At 48.0% G+C, this 15,412-nt stretch carries 14 protein-coding genes and 1 other annotated feature; of the genes, 8 read left to right on the plus strand and 6 right to left on the minus strand.

Going from position 1 to position 15,412, the window contains the following annotated elements:
• The first annotated feature begins 280 nt into the window (after positions 1 to 280).
• Positions 281 to 1,042 carry a DNA repair protein gene (locus AC2204_RS06785; protein WP_318924737.1) on the plus strand — a complete coding sequence of 254 codons (762 nt, stop codon included), beginning with the start codon at positions 281 to 283 and terminating at the stop codon, positions 1,040 to 1,042.
• A gap of 90 nt (positions 1,043 to 1,132) precedes the next feature.
• Positions 1,133 to 1,909, plus strand: a complete 777-nt coding sequence (miaE, locus tag AC2204_RS06790; protein WP_318924738.1) for a tRNA isopentenyl-2-thiomethyl-A-37 hydroxylase MiaE — start codon at positions 1,133 to 1,135, stop codon at positions 1,907 to 1,909.
• Positions 1,910 to 1,978: 69 nt separating this feature from the next.
• On the opposite strand, the gene topA is transcribed toward miaE, so the two are convergent.
• Positions 1,979 to 4,624, minus strand: coding sequence for a type I DNA topoisomerase (gene topA / locus AC2204_RS06795; RefSeq protein WP_318924739.1), 2,646 nt, complete (start codon positions 4,622 to 4,624; stop codon positions 1,979 to 1,981).
• A 463-nt stretch (positions 4,625 to 5,087) separates the two neighbouring features.
• On the opposite strand from topA, the gene AC2204_RS06800 reads away from it, so the two are divergent.
• A complete protein-coding gene (locus tag AC2204_RS06800; RefSeq protein WP_318924740.1) occupies positions 5,088 to 5,336 on the plus strand; it encodes a YciN family protein in 249 nt (82 codons plus the stop codon).
• Positions 5,337 to 5,424: 88 nt separating this feature from the next.
• On the opposite strand, the gene AC2204_RS06805 is transcribed toward AC2204_RS06800, so the two are convergent.
• Both AC2204_RS06805 and sohB read right to left on the minus strand, forming a co-directional pair.
• Positions 5,425 to 5,832, minus strand: coding sequence for a DUF805 domain-containing protein (locus AC2204_RS06805; protein WP_318924741.1), 408 nt, complete (start codon positions 5,830 to 5,832; stop codon positions 5,425 to 5,427).
• A gap of 23 nt (positions 5,833 to 5,855) precedes the next feature.
• Complete coding sequence (gene sohB, locus AC2204_RS06810; protein ID WP_318924742.1) at positions 5,856 to 6,917, minus strand: protease SohB; 1,062 nt, start codon at positions 6,915 to 6,917, stop codon at positions 5,856 to 5,858.
• A 158-nt stretch (positions 6,918 to 7,075) separates the two neighbouring features.
• On the opposite strand from sohB, the gene AC2204_RS06815 reads away from it, so the two are divergent.
• Complete coding sequence (locus AC2204_RS06815) at positions 7,076 to 7,819, plus strand: YciK family oxidoreductase (RefSeq protein ID WP_318924744.1); 744 nt, start codon at positions 7,076 to 7,078, stop codon at positions 7,817 to 7,819.
• A 139-nt stretch (positions 7,820 to 7,958) separates the two neighbouring features.
• Here AC2204_RS06815 and rluB read toward each other — a convergent pair whose 3' ends face one another.
• The 3 genes from rluB to rnm all read right to left on the minus strand — a co-directional run bounded on the left by rluB (position 7,959) and on the right by rnm (position 10,788).
• Positions 7,959 to 9,104 (minus strand): 23S rRNA pseudouridine(2605) synthase RluB, encoded by a 1,146-nt coding sequence (gene rluB, locus AC2204_RS06820; protein ID WP_318924745.1) that lies wholly within the window; start codon positions 9,102 to 9,104, stop codon positions 7,959 to 7,961.
• A 173-nt stretch (positions 9,105 to 9,277) separates the two neighbouring features.
• The gene (locus AC2204_RS06825) at positions 9,278 to 9,898 is read right to left on the minus strand and encodes an L-threonylcarbamoyladenylate synthase (protein ID WP_107281518.1); all 621 of its coding nucleotides are present in this window, start codon (positions 9,896 to 9,898) and stop codon (positions 9,278 to 9,280) included.
• A complete protein-coding gene (gene rnm, locus AC2204_RS06830) occupies positions 9,895 to 10,788 on the minus strand; it encodes an RNase RNM (protein ID WP_318924746.1) in 894 nt (297 codons plus the stop codon). The genes AC2204_RS06825 and rnm overlap by 4 nt, the downstream gene beginning before the upstream one ends.
• A 136-nt stretch (positions 10,789 to 10,924) precedes the next feature.
• Positions 10,925 to 11,020, plus strand: a sequence feature (Trp leader region).
• A gap of 113 nt (positions 11,021 to 11,133) precedes the next feature.
• Here rnm and AC2204_RS06835 point away from each other — a divergent pair.
• Genes AC2204_RS06835 through trpD form a run of 4 tightly spaced genes read left to right on the plus strand, consistent with a single transcriptional unit; the run spans position 11,134 to position 15,411 of the window.
• Positions 11,134 to 12,147 (plus strand): bifunctional 3-deoxy-7-phosphoheptulonate synthase/chorismate mutase, encoded by a 1,014-nt coding sequence (locus tag AC2204_RS06835; RefSeq protein WP_318924747.1) that lies wholly within the window; start codon positions 11,134 to 11,136, stop codon positions 12,145 to 12,147.
• Entirely contained in the window at positions 12,144 to 13,754 is a 1,611-nt protein-coding gene (locus tag AC2204_RS06840; RefSeq protein ID WP_318924748.1) for an anthranilate synthase component 1, read from the plus strand. The genes AC2204_RS06835 and AC2204_RS06840 overlap by 4 nt, the downstream gene beginning before the upstream one ends.
• A 10-nt stretch (positions 13,755 to 13,764) precedes the next feature.
• The gene (locus AC2204_RS06845; RefSeq protein ID WP_318924749.1) at positions 13,765 to 14,382 is read left to right on the plus strand and encodes an aminodeoxychorismate/anthranilate synthase component II; all 618 of its coding nucleotides are present in this window, start codon (positions 13,765 to 13,767) and stop codon (positions 14,380 to 14,382) included.
• An 18-nt stretch (positions 14,383 to 14,400) separates the two neighbouring features.
• A complete protein-coding gene (trpD, locus tag AC2204_RS06850) occupies positions 14,401 to 15,411 on the plus strand; it encodes an anthranilate phosphoribosyltransferase (protein ID WP_318924750.1) in 1,011 nt (336 codons plus the stop codon).
• Position 15,412 lies beyond the last annotated feature (1 nt).

Raw genomic sequence — 15,412 nt, forward strand, 5'->3', positions numbered from 1 at the left:
CACATCAAAAATCAGCGACTCAGCATGCGTTCCGGAGGAAATTCACTCATCGGGGGGGCCTACTCTGCCCACTTCTGGGTTAAATACACTCGACATGACCCGTCTCATTCCTTTGCCCATGATCCTTGAATTGAACCGGCAGGCATCACTCTCTGCGGGAGGAAAAAACAACCTATTCATAGATACTGGTAGCAATTTTAAGGTTCTCGCTATCCCCAAATTGTCAGATAGTGTATCTTATAACCCCTGTATAAAAATGCATGGAAGATAAACATATCTTATGAGTATACCTTTAGCTATAGGCCTTTTCGTCTTGTTGCTGGTGCTAATTGTTGGCTACAACATATTAATCCAGTATCGCCATCGTTTAGAAAGTGCGAAAAACCAAGAAATGGCAAAGCATATTTCGATCATCGATGCCACTGAAGAGCTTATTGGTAATGCTCACCACTTGCCGTACAGTAAAGAACTGCTGGTCTGTCTGAACCAGCGTATCTTATTTGCACTGCAAAGCATGAAGGAAGCCGATCCTTCAGATAAGAGCTTATCGGTTCGGATAAAAAATGTCGCCGAACAAATCAGCCACCTGCAGGCAAACTATTCAAATAGTGATGTGGCCGGCTTTAAAGTACCGACGACAGACAAGCAAGCCATTGGCATGCTACAACTGGTTAAACGGCTGAAAAACATTATCAAAAATGAACACAGTAAAGGCCGCTTCTCAACTCAGCTCTTTGTCACGGAAAACGCCCGCCTTGAGGGGCTCCAGCTTCGCATCAACATAGAAAACGTGATTAAGCGGGCTAATGATTCCATCCTAAAGCGTCAGGTTGGTACCGCGAAACAGCTATTAAAGAAAGGTATTGATGTACTTTCGACGAGAAATGATAACTACGCGAATACAACGCGCGAGAAGCTGCAACTCATGCTTAGTGAGATAGATAGCAATCAATCGCTCAGCCATGAGCAAGAACGAAAGCTGATGAATGACAAAGAGCATGACGAACTCGATGTCTTGTTCCAGCCAAAGCAGAAGTGGTAATTTCCACCACGTTATCCAAAGGTCGCTGATGCGGCCTTTTTTAATCGCTACTTTTTATACCTAAAAGACATAACTCGGCAAAAATAGCCCATGAACAACACTCAACCTATGATTGATCGACTGCTCGCCCCGATTAATCAATTTCTCCAGTGTGAAACACCCGACGCTTGGATTGATGAGGCCCGAAAACCTGAAATCCTCACCGCTTTACTGGTTGATCATTGTAACTGTGAACTCAAAGCCAGCCAGACCGCAATCTGGCTGATCCGTAAATATGCAGTAGATACAGAAAGCGGCAACGCGTTACTGGAATGGGCAAGGCCTTATGAAGATTTTGTTTACGGCAGAGCGCACAGCACGACAGCCTTTCACGGTAAAAAAAATGGTTTATCTGGCGAGTTAGTGCCAAAAGCGGATACCGCTTATGGACAAGAGCTGATTGAAAGAATGGTTCGCCTGATCAAAGAAGAATTCCATCACTTTGAGCAGGTATTGGAGATCATGGAAAACCGCCAGATCCCCTACTCAAATTTGAATGCGGGCCGCTATGCCAAAAGCTTAATGAAAACGTTACGTACGCATGAACCGGCAACCCTGATCGACAAGCTCATTATCGGAGCTTATATCGAAGCCCGCTCCTGTGAGCGCTTTGCTAAATTAGCCCCCTATCTGGATGACGAACTAAAGAAGTTCTACATCTCATTACTACGTTCAGAAGCTCGCCATTATCAGGACTACCTGGCATTAGCCGAACAAATTGCCGGCAATGACATATCAGATCGGATACAGGCGATTGGCGCGAAGGAAGCAGAACTCATTGTAACGCCGGATAACACCTTCCGTTTTCATAGTGGCGTACCGGCGTAGCCGTATCGAGATTCCAGATACGAGGATTAGGCTCTTAAAAACAAAAAACCGCCTTCCGGCGGTTTTTTATTATTTCTCTTCTTTCTCTTTCTTCGGTTTTTTCCGTTTATCGGTAATTACCCACTTACCATCGATAAACAAACCCGTCCAGCCAGAAGGCTTCGCGTCGATTTCCGAACGGATATAGTTCTCTTTGCTCTTACGGCTAAAGCGAACAACCGTCTTACGACCATCCGGATCTTCGGTTGGTGCATCGGCGAGGTATTTAAACTTCTCTGGTAAACGATCTTTAAAGCGAACCAGCTCTTCGACGTAAGGAGCACGCGTCTCGCGTGATTTAGGGAACGTACTCGCAGCCATAAACAGACCTGACGCACCATCACGTAAAACGAAATAGGCATCCGGATCCTGGGTGCAAGGGATCTCAGGCAAGTGAACCGGATCTTCTTTCGGCGGTGCAATTTCACCACTCTTCAGGATCTTACGGGTGTTCTTACAGCTTTCGCTGGTGCAACCCATATATTTCCCGAAGCGACCCGTTTTCAGCTCCATGTCTGAGCCGCACTTGTCACATTCGATCACAGGGCCATCATAGCCTTTCAGCTTGAATTCGCCTTTTTCGACAATGTAACCGTCACAACTCGGGTTGTTACCACAAACGTGCAACTTGCGATCCTGATCAATCAGGTAAGCATCCATTGCCGTGTCACATTTAGGACAACGCTTTTTGGCACGAAGAGCCGCGGTTTCTACGTCTTCTTCAAGAACGTTAACAATGCCTTCTTCATCACCTAAGTTAATGGTGGTTTTGCAGCGCTCTTTAGGCGGCAATGCGTAACCTGAACAACCGAGGAAGACCCCTGTCGACGCAGTACGTATACCCATCGGGCGGGAACAAGTCGGACACTTAATATCGGTTAATACGATATTGTTCGGCTGCATCCCACCCTGATCTTCATCCAACTCGGCTTTTTCAAGCTCGGCGCTGAAGTCACGGAAGAAGTCATCCAGAACCGCTTTCCAATTCTTCTCACCTTCAGCGATTTTATCCAGGTTACCTTCCATGCGAGCGGTAAAGTCGAAGTCCATCAGATCGGGGAAACTCCCGTCAAGACGGTCCGAAACGATCTCACCCATTTTTTCAGCATAAAAACGGCGCTGATCAACACGGACATAGCCACGATCCTGAATCGTTGAAATGATCGATGCATAGGTAGAAGGACGACCAATCCCGCGCTTCTCTAACTCTTTAACCAATGCCGCTTCTGTGAAGCGCGCTGGCGGCTTAGTGAAGTGTTGTTTAGGCTCAACGTCTTCTAGCTTCAACGTATCGCCTACGTGAACTATAGGCAACGTCGTATCTTCATTCTTGCCAGAAGGTCGTTGCACATGTGTCCAACCTGCAAAGCGCAAAGTACGCCCTTTCGCTTTCAGCGTAAACTCATCGGCCTGAACAGTGATTGTGCTGGAGTCGTATTTAGCCGGAACCATCTGACAAGCGACAAACTGACGCCAGATTAAGTCATACAACTTAACCGCATCCTTATCCATGCCTTCCAGGTTTTCAGCTAGTACGTCGACACTTGAAGGACGAATCGCTTCGTGCGCTTCCTGTGCATTCTTTTTGCTGCCGTAAGTAATCGGCGCTTTAGGGAGATAATTCTCACCATACTCACTACCGATAAATTCACGAGCAGACTCAACGGCTTCTTTTGACAGGTTCGTCGAGTCAGTACGCATATAGGTAATGTAACCCGCTTCATACAGACGCTGAGCCAGACCCATTGTACGTTTTACACCATAACCAAGACGGGTACTTGCCGCTTGCTGCAGGGTCGATGTGATATACGGTGCTGAAGGCTTGCTGCTGGTCGGGCGATCTTCTCGATCGACCACCTTGTAAGTCGCACTATCAAGTACCGACTTAGCCGCCATGGTTTGTGCTTCATTAACCGGACGGAAAGCTTTACCCGCCTGTTGAGCCACCATCAGGCGCAGTGCATCTTCACCGACCGTTAAGGTATTGGCGTGAATGTCCCAGAACTCTTCCGGCGTAAACGCTTTGATTTCGCGTTCACGTTCAACAATCAGCTTTACCGCCACTGACTGTACCCGACCGGCGGAAAGGCCTCGTGCAACCTTCTTCCAGAGAAGCGGCGACACCATGAAACCCACTACGCGATCAAGAAAACGTCGAGCCTGCTGAGCATTAACACCATCAATATTCAATTCACCCGGCTGTTCAAACGCCTGCTGAATTGCATTTTTAGTGATTTCGTTAAAAACCACTCGCTTATAACGTGCATCATCCCCACCGATGATCTCACGAAGGTGCCACGCAATAGCTTCTCCTTCGCGGTCCAAATCGGTAGCTAGGTAAACATAGTCAGCGTCGGCAGCTAGCTTTTGCAATTCGTTTACGACTTTTTCTTTGCCCGGAAGCACTTCGTAATGCGCATCCCAATCGTTGTATGGGTCAACACCCATTTTACCGATCAGCGACTTACGGTCTTTTTGTTTTTTGAGACGTGCTTTTTCCTCTGCGCTTAACCCTTTGGTTGAAGTCGCAGCTGCTTTCTTTCCGGTACTACGCGCACCCGTTGGCAAATCACGTACGTGACCAACGCTTGACTTTACAATGAAGTCCTTCCCCAAGTACTTGTTAATTGTTTTAGCCTTGGCAGGGGACTCCACGATAACGAGAGATTTACCCATAATGACTCTATTACGTCCTCGTGCTCGCAAAATTTTCAATTAAAAACATAATGTTGCACGTTAAAAAACATCATTTAGGCACGGCAACGCTATTACAATAGTGATCTACTCTACAAGAAGGTCAACTGGTTTTTGACGAAATTGAACTGTTTGGTTGTCCCTTCCCCAGTTGTTAATCATAAGTTAAAAACAAGATTTCATCTTTTTTCAGCAAAACTCACCCTTAATTCATCTAATATAGGCTGAGTGATAACATTGAAGGCGCTAATCATTACCACCTCACATAGTCTTTGACTATTCAAACTGACGATTATTTGTCTTCGCTCACAGAATCAACTTTTTTCTGCCTTTAGTTTAACCACCCATTCATCATTTTTGCCACACCCCGTCTTTAATTAAGGATTTGTTTTCTACCGGCAAGATCAATACACTGCTCGGTGTTTTTCATACCAGAGAAGTCACTATGAGCGGAAAAAAAACTATTTCTTCAGACGATCTCCTACTGATTGCAAATCAACTTATTCAAGAACACGATGCTTATATTGAAGGCATGCGAGCGACTGCTGTTGAAGAAAAAGCAGATGTACTTGTCTTTAAGGGTGAATATTTCCTCGACGATAAAGGCCTTCCAACGGGAAATACAACGGCAGTATTTAATATGTTTAAATATCTGGCGCATCAACTATCACCTGAGTTCACTCTAGATCAATAATACCGGTTACTGTCTAGAAAAAAACAAGCTGAAATAAAATTAACCCGCATAATCAGCGGGTTAATTTTAATAATCGATGCGACAAATCCTATATTTCAATCGTCATCGTTTCATCTTTTTTATTGGGTTGAGACGGCGGCTCAGTCGGCCCTTTCGGATCCTGACCATACATATTCGCTCCTCTGGTACCGCTAAGAATACCTAGCTCCACAAGAGCAAAAACCGGCCCGATCAAAGGCATAAATGTCAATAATACCCACAAAGCACTTTTATTTCGGTCATGCAGTCGCTTTACATTTAAGGCGATGGATGACCAAAACACAAACCCCATAATCAGCATTGATAAAATATTCAGTACTGAATTATTACTCAAATTATCGGGATGGGTATACCAGAACACCGGAATAGTCATCAGTAATACCGGCAGGCTATACAGCCAATAATCCCTGCGACGTAACCGACCTTTAAGAGAAAATAACGCCCATTTCTGATCCATAATACAACCTTCTGCCTGACGCATTACATGAACGGGCGCTGGCCACGACTAATCCACTTTAATAGCAAGTTATCAGCCGCATCCCCCGTAACGCCAGCCAGCTTTTCGGCTAGTTTTTTATGCTTGGCAAAGTGAATACCTAGTACTTCACGTTCTTTACATGCCCGAACAATAAAATCGTCGCTGGTACCAATTTCATCCACCAGCCCTAATTCTTTGGCTTTCTGACCAAACCAGTGCTCACCCGTTGCGACTTTTTCCAGATCAAGTTCCGGGCGGTGTACCGCAATAAAATCTTTAAACAGACCGTGGGTTTCTTCAATCTCAGACTGAAACTTTTCCCGGGCCTTATCGGTATTCTCACCGAACATGGTCAGCGTGCGTTTAAACTCCCCCGCGGTCACTTGTTCAAACTCAATATCATTCTTTTTCAATACCTTATTGAAATTTGGCAACTGCGCAATCACCCCGATAGAACCGACAACCGCAAAAGGTGCAGAGATGATTTTATCGGCCACACAAGCCATCATGTAACCGCCGCTGGCTGCCACTTTATCAACCGCAACGGTTAGCTTAACACCCGCCGCTTTCAGACGATCTAACTGAGAGGACGCTAGTCCGTAACCGTGAACCATGCCACCGCCGGTTTCAAGGCGCAGCAATACTTCGTCACCTTCAACCGCGACAGCAAGAACGGCACTGATTTCTTCACGTAACGAGGCCACTTCACGGGCATCAAGACTGCCGTGAAAATCGAGGACAAACAGACGCGACTCACGTGCATGATCTAAATCGCCTTCTTTCGCCGCCTTTTTAATTTCATTCTGACGGGCTTTATCTTTTTCTTTTTCCGCTTTTTTCTCTGCTTTTTCACGCGCTTTTAAAAGCGGTTTATCAAATAAATGAGACTCCATCTGATGGACCGTATGCTTATACTGCTCAGTCAAATCAGTGACTTCAAGCTCACCCTTTGGTGCACCATGACGTCCGCTCAGCCCTTTCGCTAAAACGAGAATACCGGCAATCGCAATGACAACCGTCGCAATCTTGGCCAGGAACAGCCCATAATCAAACAAAAATTCCAATGTTGAGTCCTCATTTTGGAAGTAAATCCCTCTCGTATTTAATCGTTGCCCACGGCACTTATTTCATACGATTGGTATTTCCCATTGTAACCAAGTTGTCACCGGTACCGCTATGGCAATACAATAGGAAAAACTAAAAACTGATAAGGAAGTTATACGTGGAATATCAAATTGCTGCAGATTCGCTCAAAGATCGTGTCATTTTGGTCACAGGGGCTGGTGAAGGCATTGGTCGTGAGGCAGCCATTAGCTATGCCGCGCATGGCGCAACGGTTATTTTGCTGGGTCGCACTGTTGCAAAACTGGAAGCCGTTTACGATGAAATAGAGGCGCAAGGATATGCCCGGCCAGCTATCATCCCGCTCGACCTGCAAGGCGCGACCAAACAGCACTATATTGATATGGTTGAAACCATTGAAGAACAATTCGGCCGTTTAGACGGTGTGTTGCACAATGCCGGTTTACTCGGGGTATTAAGCCCGTTTGATCAGCTGGGCGAAGATACCTTTGACGAGGTTATGCAGGTGAATGTCAAAGCACAGTTCCTACTGAGCCAAGCAGTTATGCCTTTAATCAAAAAAGCGGAAGACGGCCGTATTGTGTTCACTTCATCAACCGTTGGTCATGAAGGCCGTGCATTCTGGGGGGCGTATTCTATTTCTAAGTTTGCGACCGAAGGAATGATGCAGGTACTGGCTGACGAGCTCAGCAACAGTAACGTTCGTGTCAATGCGATCAATCCGGGGGGGACTCGCACTGGTATGAGAGCCAAGGCCTTCCCTGCAGAAGATGCCAGCCAGTTAAAAACACCTAAAGATATTATGCCGCTATATCTGTATCTGATTGGGCCGGAAAGCAAAGATGTGAATGGCCAGTGTATTGATGCGCAGCCTAAAGATTAGGAATGAGATACAAGGTTCGAGATGCGAGAAACTAGATGACTGAGATCTGATCCCGAGCAAACCCGATCCAGTTTTTACCCCAAACAAAAAGCCGACGCAATTGCGTCGGCTTTATTATTCTCACGTGGTAAGACGGATCTTACTTACGAGTACGTGGTTTAGCCGGCTTATTGGCTAACGGGTTGCGGCGGTTAGCAGCATTACCTGAAGGTTTGCGCTTGCCCGGTGTACCAGATGCCGATTGGCTATCTGAAGGCTTACGTTTACCTTGCGGGGCCGAACCGGTAGATGGTTTGCTACTGGTAGGTTTACCGCTAGCCATAGGTTTACCGCTCGGTTTGCCATTTGACGGCTTACGCTTGCCCTGAGCCTTCTGATCTTCAGCGGCATTACGGCTTGAAGAACGACGTTCCTCATTGTTACGACCACGACGACCACGAGGCGCTTCGCTCGCACGCTCTTCATGACGGCGTACCGCACGACGGATCTGACGAACACCTTTCTTGCGTTTCAGGCCTTCGACCGTCAACAACGTTGTTTCTTCAGGTGCAAGCTCAACAGCTTCGCGCAGGTAGTTGACTTCTTTAAGCTCAAGCTCCATCCAGCCACCGCGCGGCATATCTTTCGTTAGGTAGATGTCACCATAACGTACACGTTTCAGACGACTAACCGTTACCCCTTGTGAGTCCCACAAGCGACGTACTTCTCGGTTACGTCCCTCGGTGATCATCACGTAGAAAGTATGGTTCATCCCTTCGCCACCGGCATACACAACGTCTTCGAAACGTGCCATACCGTCTTCCAGCTTCACGCCCTGAACCAGGTTTTTAACCATCTGCTCAGTCACTTCACCGAAAACGCGTACCATATATTCACGTTCAACTCTGTGACTTGGATGCATCAGGCGATTAGCCAATTCACCATCAGTGGTAAATAACAGCAGACCTGATGTGTTCGCATCGAGTCGGCCAACAGAAACCCAACGACCGCTCTCTAAACGCGGTAAGCGGTCGAAAACAGTACGACGACCTTCAGGATCACTGCGAGTACATAACTCACCTTCCGGCTTGTTATACACCAGTACACGACATACTTCATCAGAAGTTGCGACCATTTCAATCTTGTGACCATCGATACGAACAGTGACATTGAGATCATCAAGACGATCACCCAATTTTGCCACCTTACCGTCAATACTCACTCGACCATTCTGGATCATTAATTCGATCTCACGACGAGACCCCTGGCCAGAACGAGCCAGCACCTTCTGTAATTTTTCACTCATCAGACAAACCTTTGTCACCTTCACAGGCGTCGAAACATCATCGAAAAAACACTTTAAGCCATCTTAAAGCGGTCGCGCATTATGCCAAAAACTTGGCATAGATGCTATCGGTAAACATAAAAACCACCATAAGTCCGGATGACCTTTACTGTGCATACCGCGGAGTATTACCGTCATTCAAATGGGCTTGGATCCCCGGTTCCGACTCGCAACACTTTCATTTCGTCATCGCTGAAATCAATTACCGTGGTTGGTTGCTCGCCTAAATAACCGCCGCTCATGATCAAATCTACCGCATGTTCTAATTTATCGCGGATATCTTCCGGATCAGACTCGGCAACATCGCTGTCCGGCAAAATGAGACTGGTCGACATCAGTGGCTCACCCAGCGCTTCTAGCAAAGCAAGGGCAATCGCATTATCCGGAATACGGATACCGATGGTTTTACGTTTTGGATTCATCAAGCGACGCGGGACTTCCTTGGTGCCTTTAAAAATAAAGGTGTAAGCGCCCGGCGTATTATTACGCAATAAACGGAACGCAACGTTATCAACCCGGGCATAGGTCGCTATCTCAGACAGATCGCGGCATAACAAGGTAAAATTATGCTTATCATTAAGGCGGCGGATCTGGCAAATACGCTCTAGTGCTTGTTTGTTTTCAAGCTGGCAACCAAGGGCATAACCGGAATCGGTTGGATAAATAACCACTCCGCCATTGCGCACAATTGCCACCGCTTGATTAATCAAACGGGTTTGCGGGGTTTCTGGGTGAACATAAAAAAATTGACTCATTCTTCCTCCGGTGACGATTCCGATTCAATCAGAACCGGCTCATCGACTCGCTTCTTTTCAACACTCCACTCTTGCCAAACTTCTGTTACGCCTTTCGGTAACCATAAGTTACGGCCGAGTTCCGTCCACGGCGACGGATAATGGAAATCAGAGCCTTGCGAAGCCAGTAAATTATAAGTGATCGCATAATCCCCTAGGGTGCGACGTTCTTGTTGTCCTTGTTGCGGCTGTGCCACTTCCATGGCGTCGCCTTTGGCCGCGACAAATGCTGCTAACAAACGCTTCAGCCATTTTGCTGTCATTTTATAGCGACCCGGGTGTGCCAGTACGGCCTGTCCGCCGGATGCATGAATAACGGCCACGGCTTCAGCAATGGAACACCAACTTGGCGGAACATAACCAGGGTGACCGCGGGTTAGGAATTTCTTGAATACTGCCTGCATGTTTTTGGCATAACCTTGCTCAACGATCCAACGAGCAAAGTGTGCACGCGTAATTGTTGCGCCAGCAGCAAGTGCCATCGCGCCTTCATAGGCACCCGGCATATTGTTTTTTTCCAGGCGGGCGGCAATCTCTTGGGCTCTCACCGAGCGACGTTCTGCTTGCTCTCGGATCAGCGTCACCATTTCTGGATGATCCGGATCAATGTTCAAACCCACGATATGAATATCAAAATTACACCAAAGCGTCGATATTTCAATACCTTTGATCAGAGTTAGAGGCAATTTATCGTCATCAATTGCCTGTTGTGCCAATAGTAGCGCCGCCACCGTATCGTGATCGGTAATTGCAAGCGCATCAACCCGACGTTCAACCGCTCTTTTCACCAGCTCTTGGGGGGAGAGGCTCCCATCAGACGCAGTGGTATGACTATGTAAATCAAACAACATAATTTTATTTCTGACTTTATCTCTTGACTTTACATTGACGAACTAGTTTACTAGTACGCAATTACTCGTTGTAAGAATTCACTCACAGGACTTTTACATGTTACAGCAAATTCATCATCCTCTCTGCGCTTTCTTGATCACTTGGTGGTGGCACTTCCCTCTGCGGGTAGTGTGATTAGCTGTACTTTACGGACAGAATAGACACAAACCCGCCTGGTGCGGGTTTTTTTATATAAAAAATTCAAGTTAAACAAAAATTTTATCAGCACGATGCCCAGAACTTAAACAGGACCAATGAAGGTCAAACAGCGTCCAATCAGGGGTCGCACTCAACAGGATTACATGATGATTATCGTACTAAAGCCACATGCAACAGAAGAACAAGCAAAAGAAATTCTGAACCGAATCCAAACATCTGGCCTGAAACCCCTTTATATGCCGGGTGTAGAACGCATTGTTCTGGGCGCTTTAGGCGATGAACGGATACTGCAAAAGCTTCAGCTTGATGCTTATCCTTGTGTTGAAACCGTTAAACCTATTTTAACTAAATACAAAATGGTCAGCCGCGAAGTACAAGCGCACGATACGGTGGTGCGCTTCGGCGACGCCGCAGTCGGCGGCAATAAGTTTGCGGTGATTGCGGGCCCATGCTCTGTCGAATCTGAAGAGCAGCTGATGGCTGTCGCTGAAGTTGTAAAGAAACACGGTGCGGTTGCTCTGCGTGGCGGGGCTTATAAGCCACGGACCAGCCCTTATGATTTTCAGGGGCTTGGCATCGAGGGTTTGAAATTACTGCAAAAAGCCAATCATCAGTTAGGCATGCCTACGGTATCAGAGGTTATGGAAGTGAGTCAGGTTGATTCGATGTGTGAATATGTCGACTGCTTACAGATTGGTGCCCGCAATATGCAAAACTACGCACTATTAAAAGCAGTAGGCGAAAGTAAAAAACCGGTCTTGCTCAAACGCGGACTTTCAGCCACTATCGAAGAGTTGCTGCTGGCCGCAGAATACATTTACGACGCAGGAAATCCGAATATTATTCTGTGCGAGCGCGGTATTCGCACCTATGAAACAGCAACACGCAATACGCTGGATCTGAACGCCGTCGCTTATCTGAAGCAACATACCCACCTTCCGGTTGTGGTTGATCCCAGCCATGGAACGGGGGTGCGTGAACTGGTTATTCCACTATCGCGCGCGGCGGCGGCTGTAGGTGCTGATGGTATTATTGTCGAATCACACCTTAACCCGTGTGAAGCGTTATCCGATGGCCACCAGGCACTGACAGGTCCAATGTTCGAACAGTTAATGCAAGAACTAAAACCGTTTGTAGAAGCGGCAGGGAGAACGCTGTGAATACGACCCCAGTAGGTGTCGGCGAGCTAGAAGTGCTCAGCCTTGATGTACCCTATGTAGCGGACCCGACGGAACTTTATTACTCCGTTTGTGGCAACCGCTCGCATAACCTGTTATTGGAATCAGCAGAAGTCGATTCCAAACAAGATTTAAAAAGCCTGATGCTGATTGATGCGGCGGTACGCATTGTGTGCCGCGGTACTGAAGTCCGGTTAGAGGCATTAACCGACAATGGTCTGAGCGTACTGCAAACCATAGAAACCGCTATTTCTGACGGCATTAGCACAGAGCGTGAAAGCCGCTGCTTAGTCATGAATTTCGCAACGGCTGAACGTGCCGTCGACGAAGACAGCCGCCTGCGCCAGACATCATCATTTGATGCATTGCGTATGATCCAGCATGCATTCAATACCTCAGGGCATCCGCAAGAAGCGCTGTTCCTCGGTGGTTTATTTGCCTACGATTTAGTCGCCGGTTTCGAACCGCTACCGGACGTTGAGCAGGATAACAACTGCCCTGATTACCTGTTCTATATTGCTGAAACACTGCTGGTTATCGACCACCAGCGTCGTAAAGGTAAATTGCAGGCAACCTTGTTTGGTGGTGATGACTATGCCGCCAGCTATTTCGAGCTAAGCCGTCGTCTGCAGCACATCAAAGAAGCCTGTCTGGAGCCTAAACCGCTTCCGGCGGCTGAGCTACTGGAAAGTTGCGAACCGGAAGTCAGCATCAGTGACAACGAGTTTTGCCAGACGGTCAAAAAGTTAAAGCAATATGTCATCGCCGGCGATGTATTTCAGGTCGTACCTTCACGTCAGTTTCGCCTGCCTTGCCCTTCACCTCTGATCGCTTATAAAGAGCTGAAAATCGGCAACCCGAGTCCATACATGTTCTTCCTGCAAGATGCTGAATTTACCCTGTTTGGCGCATCGCCGGAAAGTGCACTTAAATACTGCACCCAGAGCAATCAGGTCGAAATTTACCCGATTGCAGGTACCCGCCATCGCGGCACAAATCCAGACGGCTCAATCAACCTCGACTTAGATGGCCGTATCGAGCTTGAACTGCGCAGCGATACAAAAGAAAACGCCGAACACATGATGCTGGTCGATCTGGCCCGTAATGATGTGGCACGTATCAGTACGCCGGGTAGTCGTTACGTCGCTGATTTATTGAAAGTTGACCGCTACAGTCATGTCATGCACCTGGTATCGCGTGTGGTTGGCCAGTTGCGCGACGATTTAGATGCCCTGCACGCCTATCAGGCATGCATGAACATGGGAACCCTGACCGGCGCGCCCAAAATCCGCGCAATGCAACTAATCCGCAATGTCGAGCAGCGTCGCCGCGGCAGTTATGGCGGCGCGGTGGGCTATTTGACCGGTCACGGTGACATGGATACCTGTATCGTTATCCGCTCTGCTTATGTTGAAAAGGGGATCGCCAGTGTTCAGGCAGGAGCCGGTGTGGTGTACGACTCTATACCGCAAGCCGAAGCCGATGAAACCCGTAGCAAGGCGCAAGCGGTAATCACCGCCATTCGCAAGGCGCACAGTGCACCGCTTCAGGCTCAGTACTGCCAATCCCACCATAAATCGAATAAATAAGGAGCCGGAAATGACACAAGCACATATCGTCCTGCTGGATAACTTTGACTCCTTTACCTATAACCTGGTCGATCAATTCCGCTCGCTGGGTTATCCGGTCACTATTTACCGTAACAGCCTGAGTGTTATCCAGATGGAACGTGCGCTGGGTGAAAAAGACAATCCGGTATTGGTACTGTCGCCAGGTCCGGGCGCACCGGCCGATGCCGGTTGTATGCCAGCGCTGATACAGCGCGTTAAAGGAAAAGTGCCAATCATTGGTATCTGCCTCGGCCATCAGGCCATTGTTGAAGCATACGGCGGTAAGGTCGAAGGGGCCGGTGATATCGTTCACGGCAAAGCGGCGATGATGACCCATAACCATCACCCGGTATTCGGTGATTTACCCAATCCGCTCTCCATTGCCCGTTACCATTCCTTAGTCGCTACCCGTGTACCGGAAAGCCTGGAAAATATTGCCGATGTGAATGGCCTGGTGATGGCGGTTACCAATGATGCCGATCGCGTTTGTGGCTTCCAGTTCCACCCCGAATCAATTCTCACCACTCAAGGCGCACAACTACTCACCAACACACTGGACTGGGTGACGTCAACAGCAGAGACAAGCGCGGGCACCAGCAACAAATAAGATAAAGGAAAACAGATCATGGATGCAGCAATCTACACCATTGCAAATAAATTATACCAGCAACAAGCACTGACTCAGGATCAAAGTCAGACGCTGTTTGATGCGATTATTAAAGGTGACGTTGACCCTATATTACTTTCCGCGGTATTGACGGCGCTGAAAATTAAAGGGGAAACACCGGCAGAGATAGCAGGCGCAGCACGTGCATTGCTGGCAAACGCCAATCCGTTCCCAAGCCCTGACTATGATTTTGCCGACATTGTTGGTACCGGCGGCGATGGTGCTAACACCATCAATATTTCGACCACCGCGGCTTTCGTTGCGGCAGCCTGCGGCGTTAAAGTCGCTAAACACGGTAACCGTGGAGTATCAAGTAAATCCGGCTCCTCGGATCTGCTGGATAAATTCGGTATCAACCTGGCGATGAGCCCTGAGAATGCCCGCAGCGCGTTGGATGAGCTGGGCGTATGCTTTCTGTTTGCGCCGCAATATCACGGCGGCGTCCGCCATGCGATGCCCGTTCGCCAGACACTGAAAACCCGGACTATCTTTAACGTGCTTGGCCCGTTGATCAACCCGGCACGCCCTAAGATTGAACTGATGGGTGTCTATGACGAGGCATTGGTTCGTCCTATCGCCGAAACCATGGCAGCCATGGGCATGAAACGTGCGGCAGTGGTTCACGGTTCGGGGCTGGACGAGGTGGCTATTCACGGTGAAACCCATGTTGCCGAAATCATTAATGGCGAAATCAAAGAATACACCTTAACACCCGCTGATTTTGGCCTTGAAACGTACCCTCTGGAAGCCATTAAAGGTGGCGATCCGGAAGAAAACTGCGCCATTATCACCAATATCCTGACCGGTAAAGGGACTGACGCCCAGCAAGGTGCCGTCGCCGTGAATGTTGCACTGTTGCTGCGTCTGTTTGGCCAGGAGGATTTAAAAGCCAACACCCAAAAAGCGATTGATGCCATGCAATCTGGCAAAGCATATGAACTGGTTGAAAAACTGGCAGCACGAGGTTAAT

Source organism: Photobacterium sp. (genome assembly GCF_057456235.1).